Source organism: Pseudomonas sp. 8BK (assembly GCF_902506475.1).
Lineage (GTDB): Bacteria > Pseudomonadota > Gammaproteobacteria > Pseudomonadales > Pseudomonadaceae > Aquipseudomonas > Aquipseudomonas anguilliseptica.
Genome location: NZ_LR733252.1, coordinates 1098960 through 1116443, shown reverse-complemented (window position 1 = coordinate 1116443; position 17484 = coordinate 1098960). Strand labels below are relative to the sequence as shown.

The 17484-nt window shown below is 62.5% G+C and carries 16 protein-coding genes; 7 read left to right on the top strand and 9 right to left on the bottom strand.

The window, feature by feature from the left end; translation table 11 throughout:
- Nucleotides 1-3: 3 nt before the first annotated feature.
- Nucleotides 4-3789, top strand: a complete 3786-nt coding sequence (locus ACIN8IBEIGE_RS05070; RefSeq protein WP_160013697.1) for an EAL domain-containing protein — start codon at nucleotides 4-6, stop codon at nucleotides 3787-3789.
- Between the two features lie 3 nt (nucleotides 3790-3792).
- Here the strand turns inward: ACIN8IBEIGE_RS05070 and rimK are convergent, their stop codons facing one another.
- Nucleotides 3793-4698, bottom strand: a complete 906-nt coding sequence (rimK, locus tag ACIN8IBEIGE_RS05065) for a 30S ribosomal protein S6--L-glutamate ligase (protein ID WP_090380038.1) — start codon at nucleotides 4696-4698, stop codon at nucleotides 3793-3795.
- Nucleotides 4695-5129, bottom strand: a complete 435-nt coding sequence (locus ACIN8IBEIGE_RS05060) for an ATP-dependent zinc protease (RefSeq protein WP_256665262.1) — start codon at nucleotides 5127-5129, stop codon at nucleotides 4695-4697. The genes rimK and ACIN8IBEIGE_RS05060 overlap by 4 nt, the downstream gene beginning before the upstream one ends.
- 132 nt (nucleotides 5130-5261) lie before the next feature.
- Between ACIN8IBEIGE_RS05060 and ACIN8IBEIGE_RS05055 the strand changes: the two genes are divergently transcribed.
- Nucleotides 5262-5693 (top strand): RNA-binding S4 domain-containing protein, encoded by a 432-nt coding sequence (locus tag ACIN8IBEIGE_RS05055; RefSeq protein ID WP_160013695.1) that lies wholly within the window; start codon nucleotides 5262-5264, stop codon nucleotides 5691-5693.
- 53 nt (nucleotides 5694-5746) lie between these two features.
- On the opposite strand, the gene ACIN8IBEIGE_RS05050 is transcribed toward ACIN8IBEIGE_RS05055, so the two are convergent.
- Nucleotides 5747-6541 (bottom strand): phosphatase PAP2 family protein, encoded by a 795-nt coding sequence (locus ACIN8IBEIGE_RS05050; RefSeq protein ID WP_160013694.1) that lies wholly within the window; start codon nucleotides 6539-6541, stop codon nucleotides 5747-5749.
- Between the two features lie 216 nt (nucleotides 6542-6757).
- Here ACIN8IBEIGE_RS05050 and hslO point away from each other — a divergent pair, with 216 nt between their 5' ends.
- From hslO to ACIN8IBEIGE_RS05035, 3 genes are all read left to right on the top strand, one after another.
- Entirely contained in the window at nucleotides 6758-7645 is an 888-nt protein-coding gene (gene hslO / locus ACIN8IBEIGE_RS05045; protein ID WP_160013693.1) for an Hsp33 family molecular chaperone HslO, read from the top strand.
- Between the two features lie 159 nt (nucleotides 7646-7804).
- Nucleotides 7805-9346, top strand: coding sequence for a phosphoenolpyruvate carboxykinase (locus tag ACIN8IBEIGE_RS05040; protein WP_160013692.1), 1542 nt, complete (start codon nucleotides 7805-7807; stop codon nucleotides 9344-9346).
- Nucleotides 9347-10048: 702 nt separating this feature from the next.
- Nucleotides 10049-11968, top strand: coding sequence for an ATP-dependent DNA helicase RecQ (locus ACIN8IBEIGE_RS05035; protein WP_160013691.1), 1920 nt, complete (start codon nucleotides 10049-10051; stop codon nucleotides 11966-11968).
- 21 nt (nucleotides 11969-11989) lie between these two features.
- Here ACIN8IBEIGE_RS05035 and ACIN8IBEIGE_RS05030 read toward each other — a convergent pair whose 3' ends face one another.
- Complete coding sequence (locus ACIN8IBEIGE_RS05030) at nucleotides 11990-12733, bottom strand: helix-turn-helix transcriptional regulator (protein WP_160013690.1); 744 nt, start codon at nucleotides 12731-12733, stop codon at nucleotides 11990-11992.
- A 74-nt stretch (nucleotides 12734-12807) separates the two neighbouring features.
- Between ACIN8IBEIGE_RS05030 and ACIN8IBEIGE_RS05025 the strand changes: the two genes are divergently transcribed.
- A complete protein-coding gene (locus ACIN8IBEIGE_RS05025) occupies nucleotides 12808-13155 on the top strand; it encodes an NIPSNAP family protein (RefSeq protein ID WP_160013689.1) in 348 nt (115 codons plus the stop codon).
- Entirely contained in the window at nucleotides 13152-13502 is a 351-nt protein-coding gene (locus ACIN8IBEIGE_RS05020) for an antibiotic biosynthesis monooxygenase (protein WP_160013688.1), read from the top strand. The genes ACIN8IBEIGE_RS05025 and ACIN8IBEIGE_RS05020 overlap by 4 nt, the downstream gene beginning before the upstream one ends.
- Before the next feature lie 34 nt (nucleotides 13503-13536).
- On the opposite strand, the gene ACIN8IBEIGE_RS05015 is transcribed toward ACIN8IBEIGE_RS05020, so the two are convergent.
- From ACIN8IBEIGE_RS05015 to ACIN8IBEIGE_RS04995, 5 genes are read right to left on the bottom strand one after another with little or no spacing between them, the layout of a single operon-like run.
- Nucleotides 13537-13974 (bottom strand): nucleoside deaminase, encoded by a 438-nt coding sequence (locus ACIN8IBEIGE_RS05015; RefSeq protein ID WP_160013687.1) that lies wholly within the window; start codon nucleotides 13972-13974, stop codon nucleotides 13537-13539.
- 28 nt (nucleotides 13975-14002) lie between these two features.
- Complete coding sequence (locus ACIN8IBEIGE_RS05010) at nucleotides 14003-14626, bottom strand: ABC-type transport auxiliary lipoprotein family protein (protein ID WP_160013686.1); 624 nt, start codon at nucleotides 14624-14626, stop codon at nucleotides 14003-14005.
- A complete protein-coding gene (locus ACIN8IBEIGE_RS05005) occupies nucleotides 14623-15540 on the bottom strand; it encodes an MlaD family protein (protein ID WP_160013685.1) in 918 nt (305 codons plus the stop codon). Before ACIN8IBEIGE_RS05005 ends, ACIN8IBEIGE_RS05010 begins: the two co-directional genes overlap by 4 nt.
- Nucleotides 15541-16329 (bottom strand): ABC transporter ATP-binding protein, encoded by a 789-nt coding sequence (locus tag ACIN8IBEIGE_RS05000; RefSeq protein WP_160013684.1) that lies wholly within the window; start codon nucleotides 16327-16329, stop codon nucleotides 15541-15543.
- Entirely contained in the window at nucleotides 16326-17471 is a 1146-nt protein-coding gene (locus ACIN8IBEIGE_RS04995) for an ABC transporter permease (protein ID WP_160013683.1), read from the bottom strand. The genes ACIN8IBEIGE_RS05000 and ACIN8IBEIGE_RS04995 overlap by 4 nt, the downstream gene beginning before the upstream one ends.
- Nucleotides 17472-17484 lie beyond the last annotated feature (13 nt).

Sequence of the window (17484 nt, the reverse complement as noted above, 5' to 3'; positions counted from 1 at the left end):
AGCATGCCTGCCGTTCCCCACCGCCTCTCACCATGGACCTGGTTGCTGCCGCTGCCACTGTTCCATCTGGCTACCTGGCTTTCCTTGGCGACGCAGTTCACCGACGGGGCGGCGCTGTGGTATCCGCCGTTTGCCCTGGCGCTGGTGTTTGCCCTGTGGTGGGGCCCGCGGGTGCTGTTGGCGGTGTACCTCAATGCCATGCTGTCGATCCCGCTCTGGGGCCTGGAATGGCAGTGGGCGCCGCTCTATGCCCTGCCGGAAACCCTCGGTATAGCGCTGGCCTGGTTGTTGCTGCGGCAGCGGCCGTTTGATCCGGCCCTGCCCGACCTCAGCCATTTGCTGCGCTTTATGCTGCTTGGCGTACTGCTGCCGACTGTTCCCATGGCGCTGGGAGTGCAGGGCAATCTATGGCTGCTCGGCCACGCGCCGCTGGAGGATCTGCCCTCGGGCAGCATGACGTTGTGGCTGGCCGATAGCCTCACTGCCCTGGCCATTGCCATCCCCTTGTTGGTTTACCTGACGCCCTGGTTGCGCCGGCGTGGCTGGCTGGCTGCGCCGCTGCTCAGCGGTTGCGAGCAGGTGCCCGAGGTGTTGCGCCAGCTGCCGCCCTGGCCACTGCTGATGCTGCTGTTGATCGGCATGCCGGGGTTGTTAGGTGTGTTGCCGCTGACCCTTAATCTGCCGCTGATTGGCGTGATGATGCTGGGTCTGGCGCTGGTCTGGGGCTTTGCCGGCGGCCTGTGTGGTGCGGTGCTCAGTGTGTTGATGGTGCTGATCCTGCCGCTGCTGAGTGGTCTGGTGAACAGTGCCGGTTGGCTTGATCCACAGCGCATGGAACTGCACTTCAGCGTGCTGCTATTCATGCTCGCCACCCTGCTGGTGGGGCGCAGCCTGAGTGATCTGCGCCAGGCCCTGGCGCGCAGTGCGCAGATGCAGCAGCAACTGGCCCTGGCCAACCTGGCGCTGGAGGCCAGTCCGCTGGGGGTCATCATTGCCGATGCGCGCCAGCCGGCGTTGCCGCTGATCTACTGCAACCCGGCGTTCGAGCAGATTACCGGCTACAGCCGCGAGGAGACCCTGGGCAACAACTGGAACTTCCTCCTGCGTGATGACCAGCAGCAACAGGGCTTGAGCCGCTTGCAGCAGGCGGTTCGCGAGGGCATGGGCTGTGATGTGGTGCTGCGTAACTACCGCAAGGACGGCCAGCAGTTCTGGAACGAATTTACTCTGGCACCGATGCGTGACGACCAGGGCATCAGCCATTTTGTCGCCCTGCAGAGCGATGTCACCGCCCGCGAGCAACTGGCCACCCAGGTGCGTTCGCAGAGCGACGAGCTGCTCAAGCAGAGTTATCTGTTCAGCCAGACCGAGCACATCGCCAATCTCGGCGGCTGGGTGCTGAACATGCCAGAGCAGGATATGGACTGGAGCGCCGGTTGCTTTCGCATCTACGAACTGGACCCGAAAAACGGTACGCCTGACCTCAATGCTGCATTGAACTATCTAGATGCAGCGGGCCGGGCACTGGCTGAGCAAGTGCTGCAGCAACTGATTGATGGTCTGGAGCAATTCGATATCGAAGTGCGCCTGCTGACCGCCAAAGGCAAGGCGCGTTGGGTGCGTATTCGTGGTATGACCGAGCGCGATGGGGCCGTATTGGTAAGGGTTTATGGTGCGCTGCAGGATGTCAGCGCGCGCAAGTTCGCCGAACAACAACTGCGCGAGCGGGATGAGCGTCTGCGCCTATTCTTCGAGGCGCCGCTGATCGGCATGGCCCTGACCAACCCGAACTTTGCCTGGGAGGAGGTCAACCACAAGCTGTGCAGCATTCTCGGGCGTTCGCGCGAACAGTTGCTGGCGTCGAGCTGGGAAGAGCTGTCGCTGGACGACGACCTGCACAATGAACTGCCGCTGCTCGATCAAGTGCTCAGCGGCCTGCGTGAAGGCTTTGAGCTGGAAAAGCGCTTTCGCCGCGCCGACGACAGCCTGGTGCATACCCGCGTCAGCCTGCGCGCGGTGCGCCACAGTACCGGCCGGGTGCGCATGTTTCTGCTGCTGGTCGAAGACATCAGCGAGCGCCTGCAGGCGGAGGCGCGCTACCGCACCATCGTCGAGAATGCGCCCGAGGCGATCATGCTGTTCGACCTGCATGGCACGCTGGTCGAGTGCAATGACAACGCCCTACGTTTGCTGCGTTACAGCCGCGAGGAAATCGCCAGCAAGCGTGTGTTTGACCTGAGTCCCAGCAAGCAGGCGGACGGCCAGCTGACTAGCGAACTTGGCCAGGTCTATCTGCAGCGGGCGCTGGCCGGTGAAGCGCCGGTATTTGACTGGTTGCACCGCGATAGCAAGGGCCGGCAGATCCCCTGCGAGGTGCGTCTGGTGCGCATGCCCGGCGAGCCGGTGTTGATTCGTTGCAGCATCACCGATATTTCCGAGCGTCAGCGTTATCAGCGTGAGATCGAGCGCCTGGCGTTCAGCGACGAACTCACTGGTCTGCCCAATCGGCGCTTGCTGCTCGACCGTCTGCAGCACGCGATGGACCGCGAACAGCGCGAAAACACTCTGGGCGCGCTGCTGTTTATCGACCTCGATCACTTCAAGACGGTCAACGACAGCCTCGGTCATCTGGTCGGTGATGGTCTTTTGCGTGAGGTCACCGCGCGACTGGCCAGCGACCTGCGCGCTGAAGACACCCTGGCGCGGATGGGGGGCGACGAGTTCGTGGTGCTGCTCGAGGGGCTTGACAGCAACCCGCAGCTGGCGGCAGAAGCGGCCGCCGTTACGGCGGAAAAACTGCTGAAAAGTCTGGTTGGCACCTGCTGGATCGACGGCCATGAGCTGTCGATCAGCGCCAGTATCGGTATTGCCTTGCATCCGTTCGGCAGCCAGGTGGCTGCTGATGTGCTGAAACAGGCGGATACCGCCATGTACCGGGCCAAGCAGGGCGGACGCAATGCCTTGCACTTCTTCGCCCCGGAGATGCAGGCGGCCATCGATCAGCGCTTGCAGATGCAGAGCGAGTTGCGTCAGGCGGTGCAGCGCAACCAGCTGTACCTGGTGTTTCAGCCGCAACTGGCGCTGGCCACCGAACGCATTGCCGGCGCGGAAGTGCTGCTGCGCTGGGTGCATCCGGAGCGCGGTGAAGTGATGCCCGGCGACTTTATCCCGCTGGCTGAAGAAACCGGCTTGATCGAGGAGCTCGGTGCCTGGGTACTGGAGCAGGCCTGCGCTGCTCTGGCGCGCTGGTTACCGCAGTGGCCGCAGCTGGTGCTGGCGGTCAATCTCAGCCCGCGCGAGCTGCGCCAGCGCAGTTGTGTGGCGCGCATCAGTGAGTGCCTGCAACGCCATCAGGTACCTGCCACGGCGCTGGAGCTGGAAATCACCGAAGGCGTACTGCTGGAGGAAGTCGAGCAGTGCATCAGCAATATGCAGGCGCTCAAGGCATTGGGGGTGCGTTTCGCCATCGACGACTTCGGTACCGGCTATTCCTCGCTGACCTACCTCAAGCGTCTGCCGCTGGATCGGTTGAAGATCGACCGCAGCTTTACCTGGGACATGGACGGTGAAGACGGCAGTGGCCTGATGCTGGTGCAGACCATCCTGGTGATCGCCCGCAACCTGGGGCTGGAGTGCGTGGCCGAAGGCATCGAAAGCCAGTGGCAACTCGACTGCCTGCGCCAGCATGGTTGTTCGCTGGGGCAGGGCTATCACTTTAGTCGGCCGCTAAAGGAAGCGGATCTTCAGGCCTGGATGCAGCAGCATCAGGACCCTCCGCCACTTGTGTGAGGCTCAGCCCTTGCCCTTGGTACGCGTCAGATGCGGGCCGCTGTTTTTCTCCAGATGCTGAATCACCAGGCTGGCAACATCTTTACCAGTGGTGGTTTCAATGCCTTCCAGGCCCGGCGATGAGTTGACCTCCATCACCAGCGGGCCATGGTTGGAGCGCAGGATATCCACCCCGGCCACGCTCAGTCCCATCACCTTGGCTGCGCGGATGGCGGTCATGCGTTCTTCCGGGGTGATCTTGATCAGGCTGGCGCTGCCGCCACGGTGCAGGTTGGAGCGGAATTCGCCGGGCTTGGCCTGACGTTTCATCGCCGCAATCACCTTGTCGCCGACCACAAAGCAGCGGATATCCGCACCGCCGGCTTCCTTGATGTATTCCTGCACCATGATGTCCTGCTTGAGGCCCATAAAGGCCTCGATCACCGACTCGGCGGCGGTCGCCGTTTCACACAGCACCACGCCGATGCCCTGGGTGCCTTCCAGCACCTTGATCACCAGCGGCGCGCCATTGACCATGTCGATCAGGTCGGCGATGTCATCCGGGGAGTGGGCGAAACCGGTCACCGGCAGGCCGATGCCGCGACGTGAGAGCAATTGCAGCGAGCGCAGCTTGTCCCGCGAGCGAGCAATGGCCACCGACTCGTTAAGCGGGAATACGCCCATCATCTCGAACTGGCGCAGCACCGCGCAGCCGTAAAACGTCACCGACGCGCCAATCCGCGGGATGACCGCATCGAAGCCTTCCAGCGGTTTGCCGCGGTAGTGAATCTGCGGCTTGTGGCTGGCAATGTTCATATAGGCACGCAGGGTGTCGATCACCACCATCTCGTGGCCCCGCAGTTGCCCGGCTTCGACCAGGCGGCGGGTGGAATACAGGCGCGGGTTGCGCGACAGCACGGCGATCTTCATTGGTCACCAGAAGGGTCAGCAAGGGTGGGTTTGTTTTGTACGTAGGTCAGTGCGGGGTTGACCAGCAACTGCCCGGCAATCAGCGCCTTGGAACCAAGCAGCACGCGGTAGCGCATGGTCTTGCGGCAGGTCAGGGTGAACTCCACCGGCCATTCGCGCTCGCCCAGGGTCAGGGTGGTGCGAATCACGTAGCGCGACTGGGTATGGCCGTTGGAGCTTTTGATGGTCTTTACCGACACCAGCGGTGCTTCGCAGCGGTGGCGGCGTTGCACCAGAGTGCCCAGGTGCGCAGTAAAACGTACCCAGGGTTCGCCATCGCGGTCGAACGGCTGGATTTCGCTGGCGTGCAGGCTGGAGGTGCTGGCCCCGGTATCAATTTTGGCGCGCAGGCCGACCATGCCCAGCTCCGGCAGGTTGATCCATTCACGCAGGCCGATTACGCCAAGTTGGTCAAACGTCTTCAAAGGGCAGTTCCGGGCTATTTGCGGGCATTCTAGTTGGCCCTTATGACAACTGCATCAGGCAAAATGTCCGCCTGCACAGCAGGTATCAACGGGGATCAGATGAGCGATAAAGACGACGACAAGGTGCGCCTGGATAAATGGCTATGGGCCGCGCGCTTTTATAAAACCCGCGCCCTGGCTAAGGCGGCGATTGAAGGCGGCAAGGTGCACCACCGTGGTGAGCGTTGCAAACCTGGCAAGGAACCGAAAATTGGCGATATCTATGTGATTCGCACGGGTTTCGAGGAGCGCAGCGTGGTGGTGCAGGCGCTTTCCGTGGTGCGTCGAAGCGCGCCAGAGGCGCAGACGCTGTATGCCGAAACGGCAGAAAGCATCGCGTGCCGCGAACAGGCGGCAGTGCAGCGCAAGGCCGGGGCCCTGGGCATGCAGACCGATGGCCGGCCAAGCAAGAAGCAGCGCCGGCAGATTCACGACTTTAATGAGCGGCAGGATGGCGGCTTGCGCCATCCCTGGGCTGACGACGAGTTCTAGGCTGTGCATCGCCACCGCCTTGCTCAGCGGCGCAGCACCTCCAGCTGCGTACGCTAGCGGCCGCTGATAACGCTTAGTCGGCCCAGCAATGGCAGCTTGGCCAGGTTCTTGAGTAGCGGCTGGGTAACATTCTCCAGCCATTCGCTGGTTTTGTAGGCAAACGGGGTGAAACAGGCCCAGGCCAAGCCCAACAGGGCGAGGAATACGCCGCCTACCAAAGCGTCCGAGGCCCAGTGTGCGCCCGCTACCAGGCGCGGCAGCATAAAGATAATGGCCATGCTCCAGACCAGCAGCAGGCGCCAGTTGCGCGCGAAAAAGCTCAGAAAAAACGCCCAGATCAGCAGCACCGATGCGTGATCGCCGGGGAAGCTACGTGTGGCGCTGTCTTTCATATCCCAGCGCTCTTCCCAGGTTGGGAACAGTTCAGTCAGGCGCGCTGCACCTTCCACCACCAGGGAGGCGCTCGGGCGCTGCCAACCCATCAGTTTGACCAGCTCGGCGAAACCGACGCGAAACAGCAGCATCACGATCAGCGCCGCGAGAAAGGCATACAGCGCCTTGCGCACCTGGGCGCCGCTGAACACTAGATCGGCCTTGAGCATCACGGCCAGCATCAGCACGCCAACCCCCATGTCGACCGGACGCATGCTGCCGATCGCCCAGGTTTGCGCCCACAGGCCGGCGCTGTGCACGGGTTCGTTGAGCAGGGCAAACAGCTGCAGATCAAATTGATCCCACAGCGCGCGACTGGGCGCCCAGAGCCAGCTGGCGAGCAGCAGCAGGGCGACAATATGGCAGGCAACCAGCGGACGGATACGCCACTGGTCGTTGATAAAGGAAGGGTTCATGCAGTGGCATCCTTGTCATCTGTAAGGGATTAAGGCGGCGGGCATGCTAGGTATTCTGTCTTCTGATTGCAAAGATTCGCGCTGCCTTTTGTCGGCAACTGTGACTCGGGTTGGTATCGATAGCTTCCGCCCGCAACGCTGATAGATAAGAGGCGCTTGGTCGGACGGGCGTTTGCGCCTAAAATCGCGGGCCGAATCACATTCAGTGAAGTTGGCATGTCTGATTTTTCCCAACGCTTCTTGTTCGACGACAGCGATATCCGTGGCGAACTGGTCGGTCTGACCGACAGCTACAGCCATGTGCTGGCCAAACACACCTACCCGCAACCGGTCGCCCAACTGCTGGGTGAACTGCTGGCCGCTGCCTCGCTGCTGATCGGCACGCTGAAATTCGAAGGCCTGCTGATCCTCCAGGCGCGTTCTTCCGGTGCCGTACCCTTGCTGATGGTCGAATGCTCCAGCGAAGGTGAGCTACGCGGTATCGCCCGTTACCATGCCGAACAGATCACTGCTGATGCCAACCTGCGCGAGTTGATGCCCGATGGCGTGCTGGCCATGACCGTCGACCCGAAATCCGGGCAGCGTTATCAGGGTATCGTCGATCTAGAAGGGGAAACCCTGGCCGATTGCCTGACCAATTATTTCGCCACCTCCGAACAGTTGCCCACCCGCTTCTGGCTTAGCGCTGATGGCCAGCGCGCGCGCGGCCTGCTGCTGCAGCAGCTGCCGGCCGACCGTCTGAAGGAAGCCGATGAGCGTGAAGCCAGCTGGCAGCATGCCATGGCCCTGGCCGACACCTTGAAGGCCGAGGAACTGCTCGGTCTGGATAACGAAACCCTGCTGCACCGTCTGTATCACCAGGAAGCACTGCGTCTGTTTGACCCGCGCGCCTTGCAGTTCCGCTGCAGCTGCTCGCGTGAGCGCTCCAGCCGTGCGCTGATCAGCCTCGGCCAGGCTGACGCTGAGGCACTGGTGCAGGAGCATGGCGGCAGTGTGGAAATCGATTGCCAGTTCTGTAACGAACGCTACCTGTTCGATGCGGCGGATGTGCTGCAACTGTTTATCGATGGCAGCACCGATGCGCCGTCAGACACGCGCCACTAGGGCGCGCGGCTCTAAATCGAGGCGCGGAGAACTGATCAGAGGCTGCACCCGCAGCTAAATTTTTCTGGCATAATCCGCGCACTTTTTCGCTGTAGTAGTGCTCCACTTTCTACTACAAAACGTTCGGAAGACTCGGCCACGTGGCCGACGGGGACCCACATGACGCAAGCCAACAACGCCGTGTACACCGACATCAGCGCTGCCCAACTGGTCGAAGAAGCCCTTCGTCGCGGTGAAGGCGAGCTGGCCGCCAACGGCTCGCTGGTCGTACGCACAGGCCATCGCACTGGTCGTTCGCCGGCTGATCGCTTCATCGTGCAAGAGCCGAGCACCGAGGCGAAAATCGCCTGGGGCGCAATCAACCGTCCGTTCCCGGCTGACAAGTTCGATGCCCTGTGGGATCGCGTACAGGCGTTCTCCGACGCGCAGGACAGCTTCGTGTCCTACGTTCATGTAGGTTCTGCCGACGCGCACTACCTGCCGGTCAAGATGACCACTGCCACCGCTTGGCAGAACCTGTTCGGCCGTTGCCTGTTTATCAACCCGGAGCAGTACAACCCGGCCGGCAAAGACGAGTGGCAAGTGCTCAACGTCGCCAACTTCGAGTGCGTACCGGAGCGTGACGGCACCAACTCCGACGGCTGCGTGATCCTCAACTTCGCCGCCAAGAAGGTCCTGATCGCCGGCATGCGTTACGCCGGTGAAATGAAGAAAGCCATGTTCAGCGTGCAGAACTTCCTGCTGCCTGAGGCCGACGTGCTGCCGATGCACTGCGCCGCCAACATCGGTGAAGAAGGCGACGTGACCCTGTTCTTCGGTCTGTCCGGCACCGGCAAGACCACCCTGTCCGCCGACGAAAGCCGCTATCTGATCGGCGACGACGAGCACGGTTGGGGCGTGGGCGTGGTGTTCAACATCGAAGGCGGTTGCTATGCCAAGTGCATCGACCTGTCCGAGAAGAACGAGCCGGTGATCTGGAAAGCCATCCAGTTCGGCGCCGTGCTGGAAAACGTCGTTCTCGATGAAAACCGCGTACCGAACTACGCCGACGACAGCCTGACCCAGAACAGCCGCGCGGCTTACCCGCTGGAGCTGGTTGAGAAGCGCAGCGAGAAGAACCTCGGCGGCGAGCCGAACGCGGTGATCTTCCTCACCTGCGACCTGACTGGCGTACTGCCGCCGGTGTCGATCCTCAACGAAGAGCAAGCGGCTTACCACTTCCTCTCCGGTTACACCGCGCTGGTCGGTTCCACCGAAATGGGCAGCGGCGGCGGCATCAAGTCGACCTTCTCCACCTGCTTCGGCGCGCCGTTCTTCCCGCGTCCGGCTGGCGAGTACGCTGAGCTGTTGATCAAGCGTATCCGCGGCTTCGGCTCCAAGGTCTACCTGGTCAACACCGGCTGGACCGGCGGTGGCTACGGCGTGGGCAAGCGCTTCAATATCCCGACCACCCGTGGCGTGATTGCAGCGATCCAGAGCGGCGCGCTGATTGGCACCGAAACCGAGCTGCTGCCAATCATCAACCTGAGCGTGCCGAAGTCGGTACCGGGCGTGGAAACCAACCTGCTCAACCCACGTAACACCTGGGAAGACAAAAACGCCTACGACGAAGCCGCCAAAGGCCTGGCCGGTCTGTTCATCGACAACTTCAAGAAGTTCGATGTGTCCGACGCCATCCGCAACGCCGGCCCGCAACTCTAAGTTGTAAGCGTCGTACTGAAAAAACCGCCTTGATTGGCGGTTTTTTTATGCATGGGAAATTGCAGAGATAGCCTGTAGGAGGCGCTTTGCATGTGCGATAAGAAACGGAAAAGCCGCCCGGAGGCGGCTTTGGGTGCGTATCTGCCAGCAGATCAGGCACGTTTGCGAGTGTTACGCGTTGCATTCTTGCTCAGGTGGCCGCTCTGCACGGCCTTAGCTGTTGCTGTATGGCTGTCTCGGGCCACAGCGCTAACGGGGTTGGCAACTCAGGCGATTTCCAGAGCCTTTGTCTGCGACTGTCGACTTCAGCATGACTGGCGAGTGCCAGGTAGGTATCGATATGTCGCGGTTGAGCACTGGCGCTTTCGAATTGCATAACGGCGTTAGGTCTATGGTTTGGCACAACTCACGGCGAACCTGAGTTTTCCGCCAGACTGCGCATCGGCCTGTGGTTCGCATCAGCTACTCCGGTTCCGCCGGGGTCTTTGCTGCGCGGCCATCTGGCCTGGGTGGTGAGCGATCTAGTGGATAACCGGCAAGCTGCCGCTAAAACCAGATACCTGCATACTCATCTCCTTTTTTGTTGGCATGGTTTGAATGTACGCCTGTGTTGCCCATGGTGTTAGTTGGATTGGCAATAGCGGCGCGGCCTGTAGGAATTAATCATTGTTTACCGCTGCGGCGGTCAATGGAGTGACAGCCATGAGTACCCTGGAACGTGTGTTCGGCTTCAAGCAATTGCGCCCCGGTCAGGAGCGTGTGGTCACGGCCGTACTGGCCGGACGTTCGGCGGCGGCGATCTTTCCCACCGGTTCGGGCAAGTCGTTGTGTTATCAGCTGCCGGCGTTGCATCTGCCGCACCTGACCCTGGTGGTCTCGCCCTTGCTGGCGCTGATGCAGGATCAGCTGGCGTTTCTGCATGGCCGTGGCATCAGCGCCGCCAGTATCGATTCGGCGCAAAGCCGTGAGGAGGCCAGTGCGGTGATGGCGCGGGCGAAATCCGGCGAGCTGAAGATTCTGATGATCTCGGTCGAGCGTCTGAAGAACGAGCGTTTCCGCAACTTTATCGCCCAGGTGCCGATTTCCCTGCTGGTGATCGACGAGGCCCACTGCATCTCCGAATGGGGCCATAACTTCCGTCCGGACTATCTCAAGCTGCCGGACTATCAGCGCCAGTTCGGCATCCCGCAGGTGCTGCTGCTCACTGCCACGGCCACGCCGCCGGTGATTGCCGATATGCAGCAGAAGTTCGCCATCGCTGCCGATGATGTGGTCACCACAGGTTTCTACCGCGCCAACCTCAACCTGCTGGTCGAGCCCGTCAGCGGCGCCGACAAGCAGCACCGCCTGGAGCAGTGGCTGGGCGCCAAGGCCGGGCAGCCGAGCATCGTTTACGTGACTCAACAGAAGACCGCTGAACAAGTAGCCGCGCGCCTGAGCCAGCGCGGCCTTGCCGCCAGCGCCTACCACGCCGGCATGGCTTCTGATGCGCGCGAGGCGATTCAGCGACAATTTATGGCCGGGACTATCACCTGCATCGTCGCCACCATTGCCTTCGGTATGGGCATCGACAAGGCCGATATCCGTAATGTGCTGCACTTCGACCTGCCGAAATCCATCGAGAATTACAGCCAGGAAATCGGCCGCGCCGGCCGCGATGGCCAGCCGTCGGATTGTCTGGTGCTGGCCAATCGCGACAGCCTCAACGTGTTGGAAAACTTCGTCTACGGCGATACGCCGGAGTTGGACGGCATTCGTTGTGTGCTCGATAAGCTGCTGAGTGAGTGTGATAACGGCGAATGGGAGCTGATGCTCAACCAGCTGTCCGAGCACAGTAATATTCGTCAGCTGCCGCTGAAAACCCTACTGGTGCAGTTGGAACTACACGGCATCATCGCTCCGCGTTATGCCTATTTCGCCGAATATCGCTTCAAATTTCTCCTTGATCCCGAAGCGCTGCTGGAGAAGTTCGAGGGCGAGCGGCGGCAGTTTGTCGAGGCATTGATCAGCACCTCGCAGCGCGCACGCACCTGGTGCACCGTGGATTTCGAGCAGCTCTACCAGCAACACCAGGCTGAGCGCGGCCGGGTGATCAAGGCCCTGGATTACTTCCAGGAAAAGGGCTGGGTGGAGCTGGAAAGCAAGCAGATGACCGAGGTGTATGCGTTGCTTGAGCCGGGTTTCGATCCGGCAGCCTTGAGCGTCGAACTGCATGGCTATTTCAGCCAGCAGGAAGCCAGTGAAATCAGTCGGATTCATGCCATGCTCGCGCTGTTTGCCAGCGAGCAGTGCCTGAGCCAACGCTTGGCCGCCTATTTCGGTGACGCCAATGCGCCGCAACAATGCGGGCATTGTTCGGTGTGCCGTGGGCAGGTCGCCCGTTTGCCCGAGCCGCCAGCGTTGCCTCCGTTGGTGGAGCTGGATATGCAGGCGCTCTGTGACGGTTTTATGCGCAAACATCAGGAGCTCAAAGGCAGCGAGCCAAGCGCCGAGTGCCTGACGCGTTTTCTCTGCGGCATCAGCGTGCCGCTGTTTACCAAGCTCAAGGCGCGTCAGCTTGGCGGTTTTGCCGCGCTGGAAGACTATCCCTACGCCGAGGTGCGTAGCTGCCTTCAGGGCTAGGAAAGATTGCTGCGGCGGCTGTTAAGCGAGCGCATCCAGCGTTGTGGTTTCGCTATCGGCGGGGTGGCTGAGCGGCTCGTCAGGCGATGGTTGGAACCAGGCGCGGAATGACCGCTCACCGGCCGCAGTGAATGCCACCACGCGCGAGTCGGCCACGCACTTGGCCCAGCCAAGTTCCTGAATGCGCACAAACAGCGCGGCGCCGAGCGCGCCTGCCAGATGGTGGCGGCGTTCGCTCCAATCCAGGCAGGCCCGGGAGAATGAGCGGCGTTGCAGGGCCAGGGCGTCGGGGTCGATACCAATCTGGCGAAACCACTGGCGCCCGCTGTTGGTGAGCGCTGGCCCGGCGTCCAGCTGTTGCAGCAGCTCGCGGCGCAGCAGTCCCTCATAGGCGAGCACACCCAGTTCACCGGCCAGGTGGTCGTAGCAGACCCGCGCGCGGCGCAAGGCCAGGTCACGTGGTCCGGTGCGTGGCAGCGGCGGTCCGGCGTGCAAGGCGAGGCCCATCATCGACTCAAGCAGTTGTGCGATTTCCCGGCCTGCCAGGCGGAAGTAGCGATGCCGGCCCTGCTGGTCGACGCTGAGCAGGCCGGCGTCGAGCAATTTTCCCAGGTGCGAGCTGATGGTCTGTTTGGTCACGCCGGCGATATCGGCCAGCTCGGTAGCGGTCAGCGCGCGATCAGCCATCAGTGCGGACAGCACCGCGGCGCGGGCGTTGTCACCGAGCAGGGCGGCGATACGGGTGATGTTGGGGCCTTCGATCATGGTTCGATGCTAGTCGAACCATATGGCAGCGGCAATTGGCTAAGGTCTGAGCCACCAACCAGAGGAGTGAACCCATGCAAATCACCTGTGTAATCCGCTATGAAATCGACCCGTTTCAGCGCGCCGCCTTCAAGGAATATGCGGAGAACTGGGGGCGCATTATTCCGCGTTGCGGCGGCCAGCTGTTTGGCTACTTCCTGCCGCATGAGGGCAGCAACTATGTGGCCTGGGGCTTGATCGGCTTTGCCAGCCTGGCCGCTTACGAGGCCTATCGGGCGCGGCTCAAAGATGATCCAGAGGGGCGCGCCAACTTCGCCATGGCGCAACAGATGCGCTTTATCCTGCGTGAAGAGCGCTCCTTCGTAGAAGGCGTCGAGGGCACCCTGGGCGCTCAGCCTGGCTTCTCGAGGGGTGCAGCATGATCGCAGTGATCTTCGAGGTGCAGCCCCAGGTTGGCCGGGAGTCGGAGTATCTGGACACGGCTGCGGCGATCCGTGAGCAACTCGAACAGGTGGATGGCTTTATCTCGGTGGAGCGTTTTGCCAGCCTCTCCCAGCCGGGCAAGCTGCTGTCGTTGTCGTTCTGGCGGGACGAAGCGGCGGTCAAGCGCTGGCGCACCCTGGAGGTGCATCGCCATGCCCAGGCCGCCGGGCGGGGTGGCGTGTTCGCCGACTACCGGCTGCGGGTGGCCGAGGTGGTGCGCGACTATGGCCTGCATGAGCGCGACCAGGCGCCGAGCGACTCACGCCGGGTGCATGATCCGCTGTAACTGCCAGGGCTCGGCTGGGGGGGCCGGGTTGGGATTACTCGCCGATATCCTCGTTCCACAGCGTCGGCTGGGCGGCGATAAAGTTCTGCATCAGGTGCAGGCATTCGCTGTTGTGCAGCACATCGAGCTGCACGCCGCGCTCGCGCAGCAGGGCTTCTTCGCCGAGAAAGGTCTGGTTCTCGCCGATGATCACCTTGGGGATGCCGTACAACAGGATCGCCCCGCTGCACATCGCGCAGGGCGAGAGGGTGGTATAGAGCACCGACTCGCGGTAGGTCTGCGCGCTCTGCCGGCCGGCGTTTTCCAGGGCGTCCATTTCACCATGGCGGATGGCGCTGCCTTGTTGTACCCGGCGGTTGTGGCCGCGGCCGATAATCTGGCCGTTATGCACCAGTACCGACCCGATCGGGATGCCGCCCTCGGCCAGGCCCTGGCGGGCTTCGTCGATGGCCGCTTGCATAAACTTATCCATGGTTCACCCCTCGCTATAACAACTCAATTCACTGCTGCTGTGCCGCTTGTCCTTGTTGCAGGGTCCACTCCAGCACATCGCGGGCCAACTGGTCGCCGGCCTGGCCGAAGGCGTTGACCACCGCTGGCACCGAGGTGTCGCTGGCTGCCTGGCTGACTTCGAAACGCCGGCTGGCGAGGATGCGCAGGCTGCCGCTCTGCACCAGGCGCGCCTCGAACAGGATGCGTGCGGCCGGGCGGCCGTCTTGGTATTCGCTGTGGAAGGCGCGCAGGTCGCCGTCCAGCTCCAGATCGGCCTGCAGGCGGCTTTCATCGCTGCTCACCGCCTTGAGGCGGCCGTCGTCGAGGAAAGCATCGATCAGCCGGTCGCGCAGCAGCAGTGGCGCGCGGTCACTCCAGCGTACACCCTGGTAGGCGCTGATCTGGTCGCCCGGTGGCAATACGGCAATTCGCGTGCTGTCGAGTAACTGGCTGCTGTAGGGCTTGTTCACCCGCAGCGCCCAGTCAGCGCTGGTGTCATGGCTGGGCAGGCTGTTGGCGGGTAGGCGGTAGATGCTCAGCACCTGGCTTTTCGGCAAGACCGAGCAGGCGGTCAGGCTGCCGACCAGCAGCAGGGCGGCGAGCAGGGCGGCGAGCAGGCGAAGACGACTCATGGTTGAAACTCCTTGATGGTGTCGCTGCGCAGCAGGTAGCCGGCCGGGTCTTCCTCCAGGCGACGGGCGAAGGAGCGCAGGGCGCTGAGGGTTTCGCGCAGTTCGATAATGGTCGGACCCAGCTCGCCGATGCCTTGCATGCCGCCGTCGAGGGCGGCGCGGTTGTCGCTGAGCAGGCGCTCGACGTTGCTACTGCTGCGCTCCAGCGAGGTCAGCAGCCGGTTGGCGCTGTCCATCGCTTCGCGGCCCTGGCCACTGAGCAGCTGATTGGCGTTGCGCATCAGGTTGGCGGCTTCCTGACTGGCGCTGCTCATCTGTTGCAGTGCCGTGCGCAGCTCGTCGCGCTGTTCGGCAACGCTGGCGCTGGTCTGTTCGATGTTTTCCAGGGTGCGCGAGATGCTCCCGATATTGTCGCGGGAGAACAGCTGGTTGGCGCGGTTGAGCAGGCGTGTGACGCTGAGTACCAGGTCTTCGCCATTGGACATCAGCCTTGAGAGCGGTGAGCGGTCGGCGATGATTTCTGCGCGCTGATCGCCCTTGCTGATCAGCATGGGGCTTTCCGGTGAGCCACTGTGCAGCTGGATCAGCGCCGCGCCGGTGATCCCGGTGATCGACAGGCGGGCACGGGTGTCTTCCTTGATTGGCGTATTGGCGTTGACGCGGATATGTGCGCGGACCTTGCGCGGGTCTTGCGGGTCGAGGCGCAGACTGATCACATCGCCGACCTTGATCCCGCTGTATTGCACGGCGCTACCCTGGGATAGGCCGCTGACGGCCTCGGTGAAAATCACATCGTAATCGTTGAGCTCCTGGTCCGAACTGGCTTTGCTCAGCCACAGGGCAAAGCCCAGTGCGGCGGCGACCATCAGCACGGTAAACAGGCCAATCAACACGTGGTGCGCACGCGGTTCCATTCAGTTGCTCCCTGGCGCGCCGCTGGCGGCCTGTTCGGCTGCGCGTCCGCGCGGGCCGTGAAAATACTCGTGAATCCAAGGGTTGTTGGTGGCGGCCACAACGTCCAGGCGGTCGGCCACCAGCACGCGTTTTTCCGCCAGCACGGCCACCCGATCGCAGATGGTGTAGAGCGTGTCCAGGTCATGGGTAACCAGGAATACGCTGAGGCCCAAGGCGTCGCGCAGGGTCAGAATCAGTTGGTCGAAGGCCGCCGCGCCAATCGGGTCGAGCCCGGCGGTAGGCTCGTCGAGAAACAGGATGTCTGGCTCCAGGGCCAGTGCGCGAGCCAGTGCGGCGCGCTTGATCATGCCACCGGACAGTTCCGTCGGGTACTTGTCGCCGGCTTCGCGCGGCAGGCCGACCAGGGCCAGTTTGACTTGCGCCAGGCGCTCGGCGGCCGGGCGCTTGAGGCCGGCATGTTCAAGCAGCGGCAGAGCGATGTTTTCGGTCACCGTCAGCGAGGAAAACAGCGCGCCACGCTGATACAGCACACCGAACCGCCGCTCCAGTTGCGAGCGCTGTTCGGGCGGCAGGCTCAGCAGCTCCTTGCCGAACACCCGCACGGTGCCGGAGTTGGCGCGGCGCAGGCCGAGGATGCTGCGCAGCAGCACCGATTTGCCGGTGCCCGAGCCGCCGACCACGCCAAGTACTTCGCCGCGGTACAGATCCAGCGCCAGGTCCTGGTGCACGGTCTGCGTGCCGAAACGGTTGACCAGGTTGCGTACTTCAATGATCGCTTCGCCCGTCACCAGCCCATCTCCATCAGGAACAGCGCGGCCAGGGCGTCGAGCACGATCACCACGAAAATCGACTGGACCACGCTGGAGGTGGTGCGCTCGCCAACCGACTGCGCGCTGCCGGTAACCTTGAAGCCTTCCAGGCAGCCGATCACGGCAATCAGGAAGGCAAATATCGGCGCCTTGGCCATGCCCACGACAAAGTGCTTGAGGGCGATATTTTCCTGCAGCATGGCCAGGTACATGGTGGGTGAGATATCCAGACTCAGGGCGCAGACCACCGCGCCGCCTAGGATGCCGCTGAGCATGGCGATAAAGGTGAGGATCGGCAGGGCGATCAGCAGGGCGAACACCCGTGGCAGCACCAGCAGCTCCATGGGGCTTAGGCCCAGGGTGCGGATGGCGTCGATTTCCTCGTTGGCCTTCATCGAGCCGATCTGCGCGGTAAAGGCGCTGGCGGTGCGCCCAGCCATCAGAATGGCGGTGAGCAGCACGCCGAACTCTCGCAAGAAGGAGAACGCAACCAGATCGACCGTATAGATGCTCGCGCCAAAATCGGCCAGCACCGTGGCGCCGAGAAAGGCCACCACGGCGCCAACCAGAAAAGTCAGCAGGGCGACGATGGGCACGGCATTCAGGCCGCTCTGCTGCAGGTGCGCAACCAGCGAGGTGATGCGCCAGCGGCTGGGGCGCAGGAGGATGGCGAACATCGTCGCCAGGGTCATGCCGATAAAACCGAGCAGCGCCACGGCCTGCTGCCAGAGTTCTTCTATAGCCTGGCCGATCTGCCCGAAGAATTCGCGCCAGGCCGGGATGCGTTTGGTTGGCAGGGCATCGCCAGCGTCGGCAATTGCGCTGCCTACCGCTTGCAGCAATGCACGGCGCTCGCTGGCCAGGCCGGGTGCATCCTTGGCCAGTTGCGCTAGGCGCTGGCTGCCGAGCAATTCCACCAACAGCGCGGCGCCAGCGGTATCCAGTGCGCCAAGGCCTTGCAGGTCGATACTGGCGGCGCTGCTCAAGGTGCCGCGCAGCGCCAGTACTTCGGCTTCCAGGCTGGCGTAGTGAGGCAGCGTCCAGTCGCCGCCGATGCGCAAGCCAGAGGGCGCATCCGTGCGGCTGGATTCAAGCGGCGTAATAAAGGGGGCTGTGCTCATGGCCACAGCTTAA

Excerpts from the sequence above, each read along its gene's own strand:
- ACIN8IBEIGE_RS05070 (WP_160013697.1), top strand. The coding sequence starts at position 4 with ATGCCTGCCGTTCCCCACCGCCTCTCACCATGGACCTGGTTGCTGCCG.
- rimK (WP_090380038.1), bottom strand. The coding sequence starts at position 4,698 with ATGAAGATCGCCGTGCTGTCGCGCAACCCGCGCCTGTATTCCACCCGC.
- ACIN8IBEIGE_RS05055 (WP_160013695.1), top strand. The coding sequence starts at position 5,262 with ATGAGCGATAAAGACGACGACAAGGTGCGCCTGGATAAATGGCTATGG.
- ACIN8IBEIGE_RS05050 (WP_160013694.1), bottom strand. The coding sequence starts at position 6,541 with ATGAACCCTTCCTTTATCAACGACCAGTGGCGTATCCGTCCGCTGGTT.
- hslO (WP_160013693.1), top strand. The coding sequence starts at position 6,758 with ATGTCTGATTTTTCCCAACGCTTCTTGTTCGACGACAGCGATATCCGT.
- ACIN8IBEIGE_RS05040 (WP_160013692.1), top strand. The coding sequence starts at position 7,805 with ATGACGCAAGCCAACAACGCCGTGTACACCGACATCAGCGCTGCCCAA.
- ACIN8IBEIGE_RS05035 (WP_160013691.1), top strand. The coding sequence starts at position 10,049 with ATGAGTACCCTGGAACGTGTGTTCGGCTTCAAGCAATTGCGCCCCGGT.
- ACIN8IBEIGE_RS05030 (WP_160013690.1), bottom strand. The coding sequence starts at position 12,733 with ATGATCGAAGGCCCCAACATCACCCGTATCGCCGCCCTGCTCGGTGAC.
- ACIN8IBEIGE_RS05025 (WP_160013689.1), top strand. The coding sequence starts at position 12,808 with ATGCAAATCACCTGTGTAATCCGCTATGAAATCGACCCGTTTCAGCGC.
- ACIN8IBEIGE_RS05020 (WP_160013688.1), top strand. The coding sequence starts at position 13,152 with ATGATCGCAGTGATCTTCGAGGTGCAGCCCCAGGTTGGCCGGGAGTCG.
- ACIN8IBEIGE_RS05015 (WP_160013687.1), bottom strand. The coding sequence starts at position 13,974 with ATGGATAAGTTTATGCAAGCGGCCATCGACGAAGCCCGCCAGGGCCTG.
- ACIN8IBEIGE_RS05010 (WP_160013686.1), bottom strand. The coding sequence starts at position 14,626 with ATGAGTCGTCTTCGCCTGCTCGCCGCCCTGCTCGCCGCCCTGCTGCTG.
- ACIN8IBEIGE_RS05005 (WP_160013685.1), bottom strand. The coding sequence starts at position 15,540 with ATGGAACCGCGTGCGCACCACGTGTTGATTGGCCTGTTTACCGTGCTG.
- ACIN8IBEIGE_RS04995 (WP_160013683.1), bottom strand. The coding sequence starts at position 17,471 with ATGAGCACAGCCCCCTTTATTACGCCGCTTGAATCCAGCCGCACGGAT.